The 15,366-nt window shown below is 43.3% G+C and carries 14 protein-coding genes; 6 read left to right on the top strand and 8 right to left on the bottom strand.

Going from position 1 to position 15,366, the window contains the following annotated elements; all coding sequences use genetic code 11:
- Positions 1–2: 2 nt before the first annotated feature.
- From crcB to J0L83_05220, 5 genes are all read right to left on the bottom strand, one after another.
- A complete protein-coding gene (crcB, locus tag J0L83_05240) occupies positions 3–401 on the bottom strand; it encodes a fluoride efflux transporter CrcB (protein MBN8663954.1) in 399 nt (132 codons plus the stop codon).
- Entirely contained in the window at positions 374–766 is a 393-nt protein-coding gene (locus J0L83_05235) for a hypothetical protein (protein MBN8663953.1), read from the bottom strand. The genes crcB and J0L83_05235 overlap by 28 nt, the downstream gene beginning before the upstream one ends.
- Before the next feature lie 81 nt (positions 767–847).
- Positions 848–3,646: an insulinase family protein gene (locus J0L83_05230; GenBank protein MBN8663952.1), complete on the bottom strand. Its 2,799-nt coding sequence runs from the start codon at positions 3,644–3,646 to the stop codon at positions 848–850.
- 135 nt (positions 3,647–3,781) lie between these two features.
- Complete coding sequence (locus tag J0L83_05225; protein MBN8663951.1) at positions 3,782–4,330, bottom strand: hypothetical protein; 549 nt, start codon at positions 4,328–4,330, stop codon at positions 3,782–3,784.
- Positions 4,331–4,482: 152 nt separating this feature from the next.
- A complete protein-coding gene (locus tag J0L83_05220; protein ID MBN8663950.1) occupies positions 4,483–5,568 on the bottom strand; it encodes a tryptophan 2,3-dioxygenase in 1,086 nt (361 codons plus the stop codon).
- A 108-nt stretch (positions 5,569–5,676) separates the two neighbouring features.
- Here J0L83_05220 and J0L83_05215 point away from each other — a divergent pair, with 108 nt between their 5' ends.
- On the top strand, positions 5,677–7,044 hold the full coding sequence (locus tag J0L83_05215; GenBank protein MBN8663949.1) for an alpha-glucosidase C-terminal domain-containing protein: 1,368 nt from the start codon (positions 5,677–5,679) through the stop codon (positions 7,042–7,044).
- 296 nt (positions 7,045–7,340) lie between these two features.
- Positions 7,341–8,195 (top strand): orotidine-5'-phosphate decarboxylase, encoded by an 855-nt coding sequence (gene pyrF, locus J0L83_05210; protein MBN8663948.1) that lies wholly within the window; start codon positions 7,341–7,343, stop codon positions 8,193–8,195.
- Here pyrF and J0L83_05205 read toward each other — a convergent pair.
- Together J0L83_05205 and kynU are read right to left on the bottom strand one after the other, a co-directional pair.
- Positions 8,180–8,800: an SGNH/GDSL hydrolase family protein gene (locus J0L83_05205; GenBank protein MBN8663947.1), complete on the bottom strand. Its 621-nt coding sequence runs from the start codon at positions 8,798–8,800 to the stop codon at positions 8,180–8,182. The genes pyrF and J0L83_05205 overlap by 16 nt on opposite strands.
- Entirely contained in the window at positions 8,800–10,062 is a 1,263-nt protein-coding gene (gene kynU, locus J0L83_05200) for a kynureninase (GenBank protein MBN8663946.1), read from the bottom strand. The genes J0L83_05205 and kynU overlap by 1 nt, the downstream gene beginning before the upstream one ends.
- 105 nt (positions 10,063–10,167) lie before the next feature.
- Here kynU and J0L83_05195 point away from each other — a divergent pair, with 105 nt between their 5' ends.
- Positions 10,168–12,666 carry a DPP IV N-terminal domain-containing protein gene (locus tag J0L83_05195; protein ID MBN8663945.1) on the top strand — a complete coding sequence of 833 codons (2,499 nt, stop codon included), beginning with the start codon at positions 10,168–10,170 and terminating at the stop codon, positions 12,664–12,666.
- Between the two features lie 49 nt (positions 12,667–12,715).
- Here the strand turns inward: J0L83_05195 and J0L83_05190 are convergent, their stop codons facing one another.
- Positions 12,716–13,126, bottom strand: a complete 411-nt coding sequence (locus J0L83_05190; GenBank protein ID MBN8663944.1) for a hypothetical protein — start codon at positions 13,124–13,126, stop codon at positions 12,716–12,718.
- Between the two features lie 165 nt (positions 13,127–13,291).
- Here J0L83_05190 and J0L83_05185 point away from each other — a divergent pair, with 165 nt between their 5' ends.
- The 3 genes from J0L83_05185 to J0L83_05175 are packed head-to-tail and all read left to right on the top strand — an operon-like array spanning position 13,292 to position 15,363.
- Positions 13,292–14,476, top strand: coding sequence for an acyl-CoA dehydrogenase family protein (locus J0L83_05185; protein MBN8663943.1), 1,185 nt, complete (start codon positions 13,292–13,294; stop codon positions 14,474–14,476).
- 1 nt (position 14,477) lies between these two features.
- Complete coding sequence (locus J0L83_05180) at positions 14,478–14,984, top strand: shikimate kinase (GenBank protein MBN8663942.1); 507 nt, start codon at positions 14,478–14,480, stop codon at positions 14,982–14,984.
- Complete coding sequence (locus J0L83_05175; protein MBN8663941.1) at positions 14,977–15,363, top strand: DUF423 domain-containing protein; 387 nt, start codon at positions 14,977–14,979, stop codon at positions 15,361–15,363. Before J0L83_05180 ends, J0L83_05175 begins: the two co-directional genes overlap by 8 nt.
- The last annotated feature ends 3 nt before the right edge of the window (positions 15,364–15,366 follow it).

Below are 15,366 nucleotides of genomic sequence, written 5' to 3'. Positions count from 1 at the left end.
ATTCATTGATATTGTTTCATAAGCCAGTAACCCAGAAAAGTTGCGGTAAAACCGCCTATTAAAGTTAGCACACTATAAGAGATAAACGTGCCGAATCTTTGTTGCTCCAGTAATTGTATGCTCTCCCAGGAAAAAGCAGAGAAAGTGGTAAAACCACCGCAGATACCGGTTGCCAGAAAGAGTCGCCAATCGCCCAGATGGTGTTTCTGTGCCAGATAGCCCATGATTAAACCAATGAGCAGAGAGCCGGTGAGGTTAACGATTAGTGTTGCGCTGGGAAAGCTTTCATGTTTGACGAGTGTACTTACCAGATACCGCAATACAGAACCTGTCATACCGCCTGCGGCCACCAGTAATATATTTTTCAATAAGCTCATGGGAATGCGGGCAATGCTTTCCATTGTTGGTTATTTTTTACCACCAACAAGGTTTTAGGTGAAGTATCGAAGGAATAACTGTATTGAATCAAGGTAGTGTCTGCATGTTTTTCCTGCACGCCGGCAATATTGATGGATGCTTCACGTGATTGTTGCCTGCCGCCTCGATCAAGCTTACGGTAATTTTCTTCCACTGTTTTCAGCCATGCGTGTTGTTTAGCATCATCCAGCATATAAAAAGCAGCTTTGGCAAAATCGCCCTTCAATTGGGCATCGATGAATTCTCTGCCTGCATCCAATGCATTATCGGCGGGACTCAAGCTTTGCTGGGTACTACAGCCCAATAGTGCAATGAGGCAATAACTGATGAAAATTGATTGACGTATCATAAGCTTGGTAAAGTTACGTGAAGCCTTCGAGCAATAAAAAAGCCATTCCGAAGAATGGCTTTTGTTTTTCGATAGCTTGCCTTATTTGTTCTCAGGTAACAACAGGGCTTTGATCATATTGCCGTTATTGAAATACTTGTTGGCCAATTCCTTGGTTCTGGCAGGTGTCAGCTTTTTCAAGGTCTCCTTGTCCTTCAGAATCAGGGTAGGATCTTCCCCGAAATAGAACTTGTCTTCCAGGTTGCTCAACCAGTAATCGTTTTCACGTACACGGTTTTCCAATCCGCGGGTGTCTTCCGCAATGACTTTCTCCACATCATCCTTGGTAGCGCCATTTTGCTTGATTTTCTCAATCTCATTCAGTGCTGCTTTCACCAGTTCTTCTACTTTGTCAGGAGCACAAGTCCAGCCAATGGTGATTTTGTAGCTACCTACAGGTACTCGGCGCATATCCACGCTGGCACCTGTTCCATAAGTACCGCCTTTTTCTTCACGCAGAATCTCGCGCAGTTTGATGTTAAGCGCTTTTACGGTTTGATCCAGTTGCATGGATTCTTCATCGCTGTACTGCGCATCACCGGTATAAATCAATTGCACAGAAGCTTTCTGTTCTTTACCCTTAAACACTTTCTTCTCTAAATAACCTTTGGGATAACGAATGCCCAAATCTTTCCATTCCTCTTTTTGTCCGTTAGAAGGCAGAGAAGCGATATAAGTTTCTACATAACCACGGAACTGATCCGGATTGATATTACCTACAAAAGTGAAGAGGAAATCACCAGCATTGGCAAAACGTGCTTTGTAAATCTCCATGGCTTTATCCAAATTCATCTGACTAGCCATAGCAGCTTCGAATGGTTTGGTACGTGGATGATAGCTGCCCAATACATATTCCAGTGTATCGCTGAATACAGCCTGAGGATTGTTGTTCTTATTGGCCATGATGGCATTGATCTGCATCTTGATCACATTGAACATGTTCTCATCCTTACGTGGTGCAGTGAAATACAAGTGCAGCAATTGCATAGCTGTTTCAAAATCTTTGGGTGTGCTGCTACCGCCAATGCCTTCACTATAGTTGCGGATAGAAGGGAAGACCTGTACTTGCTTACCAGTCATTTCTTTCTGCATTTCCATATAGCTCATCTCACCAATACCACCTACCAGCACTAATTGAGATGCATTGTCTGCAGTAATGAAGTCTGCATCCGGTGTTAAGGAAGAGCCCCCGCGACTAATTGCAGAGAACTGAATCTCATCATTCTTGAAATCTGTTGGCTTGAAAACCACTTTCGCACCATTGCTCAGTGTCCATTCAGTTACGCCGAGTTCTGCAATTTTCTTTTCGCCAATGATCTTGCCTGGCACAGGTTTATTCGGCATCATACCGCCTTTAGCAACTTTATCTTCATAAGCTTTCAAGCCTTTGCTGAAATCAGTATTCAACATGCCAGCATAAACATCAGCGGGTTTCAGTTTATCTGCATCTTTTTCAGGCGCTTGTATAACAACTGCTCGGTCTGTTGGTTTCAACCATTCTTTGATTAGTGCATTTATTTCATCCAGTTTGATAGAAGGAACCAACTCCTGGTGTAGTTTGAATTCTGTTTCAATACTGGTAGCAATACTGCCTTTCAGGAATTGATTTACATATTCACCCACAAATGCACGGCTATTGGTTTTTTCACGCTCATTGTAGCGGGTCTCAATATTGCTCAGTAAAGCTTTCTTCGCACGGTCAAGTTCTGATTGCGTAAAGCCAAATCTTTTTACACGCTCGTTTTCTGTCAGTAAAGATTCCATTGCCTTATCAATCGAAGGGGCATCTTTTGCAACAGCTACTAAAGTATAACTAGCTACATCGCCAATCAACTCTCCATAAGAAGATGAACCAAAGAGGAAAGGTGCATCCGGCTTTTGTGATAATTCTTGTAAGCGGGTATTCACCATCTCATTGTAGAGATTTCTAGCCAGGCTCTTCTTATAATCGGCATCTGTTACAACAGGTTTGCCCTTGCCTTGCTTATACATTACCTGCACTATATTGAACTGCTGTTCAGGATCTGTTACAACAATGCGTTTGATATCTGTATGGGAAGGGATACCGAACTCAGGCTTGGCTTTCTTTGGTTTTACAGGAATGCTGCTGAAAGTGGCTTTTACCATTTTCTCTACTTCGTTTACATCAAAATCGCCAACGAGTACAACAGCCTGCAGGTCCGGACGATACCAGTCTGTATAGAATTGCTTCAGTGTTGGATGCTTGAAAGAGGTCAGTACCATTGAATCGCCAATAGGTAAGCGCTTGGCATATTGGCTGCCATTCAATACCACAGGCATCCACTTATAAAGCATGCGCATACCTGCACTGCGGCGAACACGACGCTCTTCCAAAATAACGCCTCGCTCTTTGTCAATCTCAGTGCCTTCAAAGCTCACTTCATGGGCCCAGTCTTTCAGGATCTGAAAGCCTTTTTTGAAGACTGCGGGACTATCCGTAGGCAGTTGCAATTCATACACTGTTTCATCAAAAGAAGTGTATGCGTTCAGATCGGCGCCAAAGTTGACACCGCTTTTTTCTAAGAAATTAATCAGCTCCTGCTTTTTGAAATTCTTGGTACCGTTAAATGCCATGTGCTCCACAAAGTGAGCAAGGCCTTGTTGCTGGTCGGTCTCCAAAACTGAGCCCGCTTTCACCACCAAACGCAGTTCGGCGCGGTTGCGTGGTTCTTTGTTCTGGCGAATGTAATAGGTGAGTCCGTTGGCCAGTTTTCCGGTTCTCAATTGTGCATCAGTCGGTAAAGGTTTTTGTGCTGTTAGCTGGGTACACAGCAAAGTGGCAAGGCCGGCAATAAGGCCCACGCGTTTGAATGGTTTCATACGTTTTTGTTTGCTAGGTTTGAATAGGTCACTATTCCATCAGGGGAGTACACAAATATAGTTCCAGACTTTGTTCGGCAGAATGGAAAATTATTCCTGAATGTTGTGGAATTGTTAATAAGCCTGGCCTTTGGGTTAGTTCAACCCCATTTCAATTTTTCGGTTCCATGCTTCTCCCCACCATGCTTGCTTATCGATGCAGAGATAGCGGATTGTCCAATTAATTTGTCGATTTGCTTTTGCAGCCTGAATGAATTCCAGCAGTTCTTTACTTTGCGGGTTCTTACCAAGAAAAAGGGCAAAGGGTAATATGATTGTATGCTCAGGTAAATTTTCGATAGACTTCCCCTCAATTGTTTTAAGGTAGGGTTTTACTTTAAAAGTGTCTTTTGCAAAAGATAGTTTTTGCTGCAGCAATACCGGTGTGTTACTGATGTCTTTTTCAGTCTGATAATTTTTGATCAGGTCTGCCAGTGTTTTGAAGCACTGGGTTTGTGTGCATCCGTTGTATAAAATGCAGGTATTGTTTTGGGTAATTATGATAGGGTTTACCTCGAATGCTTGTGGAAAGCCTTCTGGTGCTAGGGTAAGCACAGACACTGCCTGAATACCTGTATCTATGTTTTGATGCAGCCAGCTCAGTACCGATGTTTCAGTTTCTGTTCTTGCAGGCTTGGCACCCATCAGTATGAGATAAACAGGTTTACAACTATTGCAAAATGCAATGACAAATAATATTGCAAAGATTTTATTCCGCATCAATAATGTTACGGAAATAAAATTAGCCAGTCAGTTTAGATTGTTTGAAACTGTTTATTCGTTAACCGAATATTTGATTAGAACCCAAATCCCAAACTCCTGATCAATGCTTCTGGCAATTGTGGTAATCTTCTTCTTTCAATGAGGTAGGTTGATAACCCTGAAAGGTCCTTGTATATGTAATGCTTACTCAAAGCGCCTTCCAAATAGCCGGCACCACTGGTATTACCGGTACCTACGCGCATGCCAATCATTCTGCGTACCATAATTAAATGCTTGTGTCGCCAGTTGCTCAGCATATGGTCTATTTCAATCAATGCATCTAAAATCTGGTAAGAGGTTTGGAAAACCGGAAAATCTCTGTACAGCATAATAAATAGAGCTGCACGCAGGGCTTTGGGTGTAAACTGACTGCGCAGGATTTGTTGTTGCTCTTCAGACAGATTGGCCTGATTGGCTTCAAAAAAGACAAAATCAAAATCATCAATCTTGCCTTGTTCCCGCTCCGTTAATCCGCTGAAATAACGATGGCGGTAATCATTCCAGAAAGGATGCTGCACAAAAGAAGTGGGCGTATCAGAAGCATAGCCTTGCCAGAATGTTTCATCAAAGAAAGGCATGCGCTCCAACCAATTGTTCACCAATTGCAGTAATGTTGGTTTCTCTTCTGTATTTGTAATGGTTTGATAATCGTGCTGCGTAAAGCCGCCTTCATTCGTGCGCTTGTAATAGTCTGCATGGTGGCGCTTTTGTAATTGCAACCCAAGTCTTGCTTCAATTAATCTGAACTGCATGCTCTGAAAACCGGAAGAAGGCGTGAGCAGGTTTCTGAATTCCAGAAAGTCCAGCGGCGTCATCGTATCCAGAATATGCACTTGCTGGTTCAATAAAGCAAGAATCCGCGTGATGCGTTGCAGTCGGTGACGCACCAGGTTCAAGTCCTCAGAATTGTCGTTGATATGGGATTGGTTGAATATGCGCTCACAATAGTCCAATTCAAACAAGATTTGCTTAAACCAGATTTCATAGGCTTGGTGGATAGAGATGAAGAGCATTTCATCGTGTGCGGGCGTATTGCCTGCTTCAAAACTCACAGGGTACTGACTATCCAATACTTTATCCAAATGCAGGTAATCTGCATAATACATGGGCTTCTTTTCCATACGGCAGGCTTTGCTGCAAAGAAAGGTGTTCAATAGCAATTGTGGCCTGATTTTGCTCAGTTCTTTTACTGCCTGTTTTGTGCTAATTTGTAGGCTCAAATTATCATTATGCGTAAACTTTCATGGTTGCTGCTCTTGGCAGTAACAAGTGTATGGGCTGTTTCTTGCAATTCAGGCAAGACGGAAGCGCCAAATCTAGATACTGTTGTTACAGATGGTCATCCAGCGTGGATACTACAGGGCAATGTGTACGAAGTCAATATTCGTCAGTATACACCTGAAGGCACATTCGCTGCTTTCAGCAAGCATCTGGATCGTCTGAAGGAAATGGGTGTGCAGACTTTGTGGTTCATGCCGATTAATCCTATCAGTAAAGTGGATAGAAAAGGTACACTCGGCAGTTATTATGCAGTGAGTGATTATACCGCTATCAATCCTGAGTACGGCACATTGGATGATTGGAAAGCCTTGGTGAAGAAAGCGCATGACTTGGGTTTTAAAGTGATCATCGACTGGGTGCCTAACCATACCGGTGCAGATCATTATTGGTTGGAAAAGCATCCTGATTTTTATGTGATTGATAGCGTGACTAAGAAAGCAGCTTACCAATTTGATTGGACAGATACGCGCAAACTCAATTACAACAATCCGGCTTTAGCCGATACCATGATTGCACAAATGCAATACTGGATTCGTGAAACGGATATTGATGGTTTCCGTTGCGATGTAGCAGGTGAAGTGCCCGATGCTTTCTGGGCGAAAGCCATCCCAGAGCTGAAGAAACTGAAGAATATTTTCATGTTGGCTGAAGCCGATAAAGCCAGCAGTCACACCGCAGGTTTTGATGCAACCTATGCTTGGGCTGATTTTGCCATGCTCAAGAAAGTAGCTGATGGCAGCAGAACAGCCAATGCTTTCGATAGTGTGGTGAACAAGGTGGATACAAGTTTCCCTGCCAATGCCATGCGTTTCTATTTCACGAGTAACCACGATGAGAACAGCTGGAACAAAGCAGATTATGGTACTATGCCGGGTGATGTGCATGCGCCATTTGCTGTGTTAACCCAAACCATGAAGCGCAGCATCCCAATGATCTATAGCGGACAAGAAGAACCGCACCTGAAAAAGATTGAATTCTTTGAAAAGGATACGATTCAGTTTGGCAAATTTGCCAGAGCGCCATTCTATCAAAAGCTACTCAATTTGCGGAAAGACAATGCAGCTTTAGCAGCGAATGCGGGCTTCACCAAACTTACAACGGATAAGGATGCAGCCATCTATGCTTTTGTACGTGAGAAAGACGGCAAGAAAGTATTTGTATTGCTCAACTTGAATAAGGATGCGCAGACTGTTACCATCAATAATGCATTGATTGACGGTAAGGCTAAGGAACTGTTTACCGACAAAGCCGCAGATTTGAAATCAGGCACAGCTATGTCGCTGCCGGCTTGGGGTTATCAAGTATATGTGTATTAAAGTAATAAGGGAAAGTCAAAAGCAAAAAGTCAAAAGCAAAAAGTCAAAAAACCAAAAGCGAAAAGTTTGGCTTCAGAAAAATGTCGTGCTGTTTCAGTGCGACATTTTTTTATAGCCTTGACGGTTTTTGGTTGGTTTTGGTGGCAAGTGGGATATCCTGCTGATGCGGGGCCAAGAGTACGGATAGCGGTAGAAGCTAAACAGAAGGGTAGCTCTGAGCGCAGTCCAGGTCAGTATTATGGTGCTAGTTACAGCAGCCTATTCATCAAGTCGTTTGCAAATCTTAGTTTCGTGGCATGAACCGTCAGCAACTGGTTGCACAAATACAAGCGAAGCGCAGTTATCTCTGCGTAGGTCTTGATACCGATATAGAAAAGATTCCGGCGCATTTACGTCATCGTCCCGATGCAGTAGTGGCTTTCAACAAAGCCATTATTGATGCGACCAAAGATGCTTGTGTGAGCTATAAAATCAACACGGCTTTCTACGAGTCCATGGGTATCAAGGGCTGGGAAGCTATGGAAGAAACCCTGTACTATATTCCGGATACGCATTTCAAGATTGCTGATGCCAAGCGTGGAGATATTGGCAACACATCTGCACAGTATGCCAAGACATTCTTTGAAGTGTTACCTTTTGATGCAGTAACTGTAGCGCCATACATGGGCGAGGATAGCGTAAGACCTTTCTTAGAGTATCCAGATAAAGTGACCATTGTTTTAGGTCTCACTTCCAACAAAGGCAGTAATGATTTTCAGCAATTGCTGGTGGAAGAGACAGAAGACAAAAATTTAGTGCCCAATATAATTGGCGGCAACAGGCCCAAAGCTTTGTATGAAAAAGTATTGGAGCGCGTAGCCAATTGGGGCACGCCAGATAACTTGATGTTTGTGGTAGGTGCTACCAAGGCTTTCGAGTTGGAGAATATACGCTCGATTATTCCCGATCACTTTCTGCTGGTGCCCGGCGTAGGTTTTCAGGGTGGTAGTTTGGCCGATGTGAGTCGCTATGGCTTAAATAAAGACTGCGGATTGCTGGTGAATGCCAGTCGCGCAATAATTTATGCTGCCGTAGATGAAAACTTTGCAGCAGAGGCAAGAACCATTGCCGCGCAATATCAGGTAGAAATGAGCAGCTATTTACCTGCCTGAATCATCTTTTGAAAAATGAATGCCACTTGCTCAGCCCATTTTGCGTGTTCCTTTCCCGAATAATGTAATCCGTCAGCGGCAAGTAAGCTATTGTCTTCTTTCGCATGTCTGCTGCCTTTGGTGATTTCTACATAATGTACACCAGCAGCTTGTGCGATATCGTGATTAATATTATTGAAAGCGTCTATCTCTTTGGCAATCTGTGCAGCATCTCTTCCTTTGGCAAAAGGCGTAACACCCCAATCAGGAATGGACAATGCCACTACGTGGTGTTTTTTGTCCTGTGCTAAATGAATGGCTTTTTTCAGCAGAAATGCAAAATCGCTTTTGTAATCATCCATCGACCAGCGGCGGTATTGATTGTTCACACCAATCAACAATGTCACAAAATCATATTGCTCTTCATAGTTGTGGTGCAGTAAATGTTCAGCTAACTCTGAACTCGTCCAGCCAGTCTTGGCCACAATCTCCGGAGCATGAAAAGAAATGCCCTGCTTACGCAGCAATTGTACTACTTGATAGGGAAAGCTATCATGCAAGGGAACAGATTCACCTATCGTGTAGGAATCGCCCAATGCTAAGTAGGAGTGAATGTGTTTAGACATTAAAAGTTGTTTTTCAAAATTTCATAGAATGAGTAAACGTCTTCAAAACTACAATACAGCGGTGCAGGAGCTACTCGTATTACACCTGGTTCACGATAGTCCACAATAATGCCGCTTTCAATCATTTTCTGGTGAATGGCTTTGCCGTTATTGGGGAAATACAAACTCAATTGCGCACCACGTTGTGCCGGATCCGCTGGTGTGATGATTTCAAATTGAAGGTTGGGTAATTGCTGCAAAAGATACTCCAGATAGTTGGTTAACTGAATGCTCTTAGCACGTAGTGCATGTATATCTGCTTGATCAAAAACTTCCAATGATGCTTTCAAGCAAACTGTATTGAAGACTTGTGCCGTACTGATATTCCAGCCACTCGCATCTGGTTTGGCATAAAAGCCTTTCTCCATTTTAAAGCGGGTCTTTTCATCATTACCCCACCAGCCGGCCATTCTGTTTACATCTGTTTGTTGTGCATGTTTGTTGTGTACGAATACACCGCCTACAGCACCCGGACCGGCATTCAAATATTTATAACTGCACCAGATGGCAAAATCAATCTGCCAATCGTGCAACTGCAAAGGAATATTACCTGCTACGTGTGCCAGATCCCAGCCAGCAATAGCGCCAGCAGCTTGTGCTGCATTCGTGATGGTGGGAATATCGAAGAATTGTCCGGTATAATAATTGATGCCTCCAAAAATGGTGAGGGCCAGACTATCTTTATGGTCTTCAATTGCTTGCAGAATATCTTCTGTGCGCAGTGTTTTTTCTCCGGCACGAGGGGCAATTTCAATAATGGCATCATCGGGATTGAATCCATGATGTTTGGCCTGGGTTTCTACTGCATATTGATCAGATGGAAATGCACCTGCTTCCAACATGATCTTGTATCGGGTAGATGTTGGCTTGTAAAAGCTCAGCATCATCAGGTGCATATTCACCGTAAGGGCATTCATCACAGTGATCTCTTCATTAGATGCGCCCATGATTTTGGCCAAAGCCGGTTTGCAATAATCCTGATAGTACAACCAAGGATTGGCACCATTGAAATAACCCCCTACCGCTTGCTCGCGCCAAGTCTTTAACTCTGTTTCTATAGCAGCATGCGCAGATTTTGGCTGTAAGCCCAGCGAGTTGCCGCAGAAATAAATGACTTCTTTACCATTATGGTGCGGAAAGTGGAACTGCGCTTTAAAATGGTGTAGGGCATCTGCCTGATCCGCTTTGCGTGCATAATCGAGACTTGCTTCAAATGGGGCCATCGTCCAATATTTCCTGCAAAGTAAGTGCTGCAATTGATTTTTTGATAAATGGTACCGTTTCAACAAACGAAAGGCCTATTTTCATTGCCCCAAAATCAATCGCATATGAGATCCTTGTTCGTGGCAGTTTTGCTCGTATTCGGATTGGCGCTACAAGCCCAAACCCCCGTTTCAGAAGCCAATTATGCATTGGCCGCACGTTTCTCTCCTAAAAAGCTGGAAAAGATGGTCTTTAGTACGGCCGTTGATCCGCATTGGTTGAAGAAATCTGATCGCTTCTGGTATATGTATCAAACCACAGAAGGTAAGAAGTGGTATATCGTAGATGCAGCCAAGGGTGAGAAGAAAGTATTGTTTGATAATGCTGCACTTGCTGCCAAGCTTACGCGCATTACTGATGATCCAATGGATGCTCAGCACCTAAATATCGACAGTATGCGTTTTGTACGCGATGAAAACTGGATTCAGTTTGAGGTAAAGAGCACCAAAGAAATCGAGAAGAAAGATTCTACAGCCAAAAAAGGTACACCTCCAGTAAAAGAAAAGAAGGTGTTCTACTTTGAGTATAATATCAACACTGGTGAGCTGGTAGAATTGAATGATTTCAAAAAGCCAAAGCGTAAGCCAAGCTGGGCAAATATTTCTCCTGATGGTAATGTTATTCTTTTTGGTAGAAACAACAATCTCTACTGGATGGATAAAGCCAACTATGAGAAAGCTGTCAAGAATGAAGATGATAGCACTATTGTAGATTATCAGTTAACCAAAGATGGTATTGAGAACTTTGGTTACTATAATGATGGTAACCTCTCTGGTTCTGGTGATAGCAATGTTGACAAAGAGAAAAACAAAATGAAGCGCAGACCAGTATTTGTTTTCTGGTCGCCCGATTCTAAATACTTCGCACTAAACCGTGTCGATAACAGAAAAGTAAAGGACCTCTGGGTCATCAACAGCATTGCTGATCCGCGCCCAACTTTGGAAACCTATAAGTATTGGATGCCCGGTGAAAAAGATGCACCTGTAGAGCATCTGCTGGTGTTTGATCTTACATCTAAAACATCTCGTGAGATTTCAGTAGGTATGTTCAAAGATCAGGATGTGAGTGTATGGTCTGAGCCTGCCAAAATGAGCAATAGAGATGATGATTATCGCCCTGCCATTTGGTTGGGGAATGGTAATCAGTTTTATTTCAGCAGAACCAGTCGCGATTTGAAGCGTATTGATCTTTGTATAGCGAATGTGCAGACCGGCGATGTGAAGACCTTGATTGAAGAGCGTTTGAATACCTATGTTGAGATCAAGCGCCCCGGTTTAGTGAATGGTGGTAAGGAATTGATTCAATGGAGTGAAGATGATGGATGGGGACATTTCTATCTGTATGATGAGAATGGTAAACTGAAAAATCAAATCACATCAGGTCCTTGGCATTGTGAAGATATTCTCGGTATTGATGAAAAGAACCGCGTATTGTATTTCTCGGCCAATGGTAAAGAAGCCAATGAAGATCCTTATTACCTGCATGCTTACCGCATCAATTTCGATGGTACAGGATTGAAGCTATTGACACCCGGCGATTTTGATCATTCACCCAGCATGGATGACAACAGTCGTTATGTGGTGAATAATTTCTCTCGCGTAAATACGGTACCTAAATCAGTTCTTTTTGCTGCTGATGGTAGAAAAATTCTGGATTTGGAAACTGCCGACTTAAGCAGCTTGTTCGCAGCAGGCTATAAATTTCCAGAGACATTTAAAGCAAAAGCAGATGATGGCATCACAGATATTTATGGCGTGATGTATAAACCTTTTGATTTCGACAGCACCAAGAAATATCCCATCATCGAGTATGTATATCCTGGTCCGCAAACCGAAGCTGTGAATAAAGCATTCAGCCGCGGTATGGATCGTACAGATCGTTTGGCACAGTTGGGTTTTGTAGTAGTTACATTAGGTAATAGAGGCGGACATCCAAGTCGTAGCAAGTGGTACCACAATTATGGGTACGGAAATCTGCGCGATTATGGTTTGGCCGATAAGAAAGCTGTTGCAGAACAACTGGCTGATCGTCATAAGTTCTTGGATATTACTAAAGTGGGTATTCATGGTCACTCAGGTGGTGGCTTTATGAGTACTGCTGCTATGCTGGTGTATCCTGATTTCTTCAAAGTAGCTGTGTCATCTGCAGGTAACCACGACAACTCCATTTACAATAGATGGTGGAGTGAGAAGCACCATGGTGTGAAGGAAATCATCAGCGATAAGGGCGACACAACTTTCCAATACAGCATTGATAAAAACCCAGAGTTGGCGAAAAACTTGAAGGGTAGACTGATGCTTGCGCATGGTGAAATTGATAACAATGTGCATCCTGCGAATACCATGCGTGTGGTGAATGCATTGATCAAAGCCAATAAGCGTTTTGATATGTTGGTGCTGCCAACACAGCGTCATGGCTTTGGCGATATGACAGAATACTTCTTCTGGCGTATGGCAGATTATTTCACAGAGCACCTGATGGGTGACAATAAATCACGTAAGGTAGATGTGGAAGAAATCAACAAAGAAGTAGAGCAAACGAATAAGCAACAGAGAAGAGGGTAATCACTCCATTAAATTAAAATCCCCCTGCAGTTCTGCAGGGGGATTTTTGTTATTCCTTCTTTGGTATACCCGGTACAAAACTACCCATCGGTGCCGTGTACCAGGGTTTGATGATATAATTCAACCGACCAGCGCTAACAGCAGGATCAGTTTGTAATAATTTTTCTACTTCTTCTTTAGTGGCACAATCGAAAATGAAAATGCCTTGCCAGTCGCCAGCTTCACCAAATGGTCCGGCTACTTTAATCTTGCCTTCATAATAAAGTCTGTCAATATTGGCGATATGCCCTTTTTGAATCGTCATAGCAGTAACTGAATCTTGATCGCGCTTTGGCCCCTTGGTAAGCATTACAAAATAGTATTTCCTGATTTGCTCAATTGGCTTGGGTTCAGTGGTAGTTTTTTGTGCCAAAACTAGGCTGCAAAAGCCCATCATCGTCAGCAGTAGTAAGGGTCTCATGGGTTGTTTTTTGGTTAAATTAAGCATCCGGCATGGAAAAAATGTAGGCAGTTTGTTGAATGGTATGGCCCCAGGAGGTAAAATAAGCTGAGGAATGCATCAGCGGGTGGCATTCGACACCTATTTTTGCAGCGCTAAGCCCTTAACAAAGCTAAAAGAACGATCATGGCTGCCAGAACAGACACTTTCCAATCGCCCGATTATTATTTGCTCGATGAATTGCTGACCGATGAGCATAAGCTTATTCGTGAATCCGTACGCAATTATGTGAAGAAGGAAATTTCGCCCATCATTGAAGATTATGCGCAGCGCGCGGAGTTTCCGCAGCAGATTGTGCAGCAGCTGGGTGAAATGGGTTGCTTTGGTCCAACCGTGCCGGTTGAATACGGCGGTGGTGGTCTGGATTACATTAGCTATGGTTTGATGATGCAAGAATTGGAGCGTGGTGATAGTGGCGTACGTTCAACTGCATCTGTACAAGGCTCATTGGTGATGTTCCCAATCTATGCTTATGGCAGTGAGGAACAGAAAAGAAAATACTTACCTAAACTCGGCAGCGGTGAATGGTTGGGTTGTTTCGGTTTAACAGAACCTGATCATGGTAGTAACCCTGCAGGTATGGTCACCAATTTTAAAGATGCTGGTGACCATGTGATTTTGAATGGCGCCAAAATGTGGATCAGTAATGCGCCTTTTGCACAAGTGGCTGTGGTTTGGGCTAAAAATGATGCTGGTGAAATTCAGGGCATCATCGTGGAACGTGGAATGGAAGGATTTACCACACCAACCACACATGGTAAGTGGAGCTTACGTGCCAGTGCCACAGGTGAGTTGGTATTCGATAATGTAAAAGTGCCCAAAGAAAATATTTTACCTGGCGTAAAAGGCTTGAAAGGTCCTTTGAGCTGTTTGTCTAAAGCCCGTTATGGTATTGCCTGGGGTGCTTTGGGTGCAGCAATGGATTGTTATGATACTGCTTTGCGTTACAGTATGGAGCGTGTGCAGTTCGACAGACCGATTGGCGGATTTCAGTTACAGCAGAAAAAGCTGGCTGAGATGATTACAGAAATTACCAAAGCGCAATTATTGGTATGGCGTCTGGGTGTATTGATGAATGAAGGTCGCGCTACACCTGCCCAAATCAGCATGGCAAAACGTAACAGCTGTGAAATAGCCACCAATATTGCCCGCGATGCACGTCAGATGTTGGGTGGTATGGGTATTACTGGAGAATACAGCATCATGCGCCACATGATGAATTTGGAAAGTGTGATCACTTATGAGGGTACACATGATGTGCACTTACTGATCACCGGTATGGATGTTACAGGGTATAACGCATTCAAATAAGATGAAGGTTTTTTTGATTGGTTTGATGGGGAGTGGTAAGTCTTATTGGGCAACGCAATTAGCAAAAAAGCTCAAGACAGGTGGCTATGATTTGGATAGCCTGATTGAAAACCTGGAAGACAAAACCGTTGCTGAATTATTCGATGAGGATGGGGAGGAGTATTTCCGCAAAACAGAAGCCAAACTCTTACGTTGGTTTGGGGAGAAGAAAAGCTTTGTACTGGCAACTGGCGGTGGTACACCTTGTTTCAATGATAATATGGCTTGGATGAATAAGCAAGGCATTACCATCTGGCTCGATGAATCAATCGATGTTTTGGTAGAAAGGCTACTACCTGAAAAAGCTCACCGTCCACTTATCAGAGATCTAAGCGATGCTGGATTAAAAGATTTCCTGATTGCTAAGAGAACCGAGCGAGCAGCATTTTATGGTCAGGCCATACACCATTTAGCAGGCAAAGACATCAGTTTAAAAGCATTACAGCAAATCATACAATCTCATGCATAAAGGATTCATCAAAACAGCTGCTTGGTTAGGTGCACTAGCTGTTGCACTGGGTGCATTCGGGGCGCATAAACTGAAAGAACTCGTAAGCGAGCAGGCTGTTGCTACATTTGAAACTGGGGTGAAATATCAATTCTTCCATGTTTTGGCCTTATTGCTAACTGGTATGCTCTACGCCAGCTATCCCAATAAATTTATCCTCAATGCTGGCCGCTTTTTTATAGCTGGTATGCTTTTATTTAGTGGCTCTTTATATGTACTCACTGTAAAAACTGGGCTTGTTTTGAGCGGGCTCTCATGGGTTGGCCCTATTACGCCAATTGGCGGACTCTGCTTTATCCTTGGTTGGGTATTACTGGCACTTGGCGTAAAAAAAGCTTAGTTA

It is taken from the genome of Chitinophagales bacterium (assembly GCA_017303835.1).
Taxonomy (GTDB): Bacteria; Bacteroidota; Bacteroidia; order Chitinophagales; family Chitinophagaceae; genus JAFLBI01.
Note: the sequence above shows the minus strand (reverse complement) of the source record. Positions and strands in the feature narration are given on the sequence as shown.

What these genes read in the sequence shown, in the direction of transcription:
- crcB (MBN8663954.1), bottom strand. Translation starts at nt 401, where the DNA reads ATGGAAAGCATTGCCCGCATTCCCATGAGCTTATTGAAAAATATATTA.
- J0L83_05235 (MBN8663953.1), bottom strand. Translation starts at nt 766, where the DNA reads ATGATACGTCAATCAATTTTCATCAGTTATTGCCTCATTGCACTATTG.
- J0L83_05230 (MBN8663952.1), bottom strand. Translation starts at nt 3,646, where the DNA reads ATGAAACCATTCAAACGCGTGGGCCTTATTGCCGGCCTTGCCACTTTG.
- J0L83_05225 (MBN8663951.1), bottom strand. Translation starts at nt 4,330, where the DNA reads ATGGGTGCCAAGCCTGCAAGAACAGAAACTGAAACATCGGTACTGAGC.
- J0L83_05220 (MBN8663950.1), bottom strand. Translation starts at nt 5,568, where the DNA reads ATGGAAAAGAAGCCCATGTATTATGCAGATTACCTGCATTTGGATAAA.
- J0L83_05215 (MBN8663949.1), top strand. Translation starts at nt 5,677, where the DNA reads ATGCGTAAACTTTCATGGTTGCTGCTCTTGGCAGTAACAAGTGTATGG.
- pyrF (MBN8663948.1), top strand. Translation starts at nt 7,341, where the DNA reads ATGAACCGTCAGCAACTGGTTGCACAAATACAAGCGAAGCGCAGTTAT.
- J0L83_05205 (MBN8663947.1), bottom strand. Translation starts at nt 8,800, where the DNA reads ATGTCTAAACACATTCACTCCTACTTAGCATTGGGCGATTCCTACACG.
- kynU (MBN8663946.1), bottom strand. Translation starts at nt 10,062, where the DNA reads ATGGCCCCATTTGAAGCAAGTCTCGATTATGCACGCAAAGCGGATCAG.
- J0L83_05195 (MBN8663945.1), top strand. Translation starts at nt 10,168, where the DNA reads ATGAGATCCTTGTTCGTGGCAGTTTTGCTCGTATTCGGATTGGCGCTA.
- J0L83_05190 (MBN8663944.1), bottom strand. Translation starts at nt 13,126, where the DNA reads ATGAGACCCTTACTACTGCTGACGATGATGGGCTTTTGCAGCCTAGTT.
- J0L83_05185 (MBN8663943.1), top strand. Translation starts at nt 13,292, where the DNA reads ATGGCTGCCAGAACAGACACTTTCCAATCGCCCGATTATTATTTGCTC.
- J0L83_05180 (MBN8663942.1), top strand. Translation starts at nt 14,478, where the DNA reads ATGAAGGTTTTTTTGATTGGTTTGATGGGGAGTGGTAAGTCTTATTGG.
- J0L83_05175 (MBN8663941.1), top strand. Translation starts at nt 14,977, where the DNA reads ATGCATAAAGGATTCATCAAAACAGCTGCTTGGTTAGGTGCACTAGCT.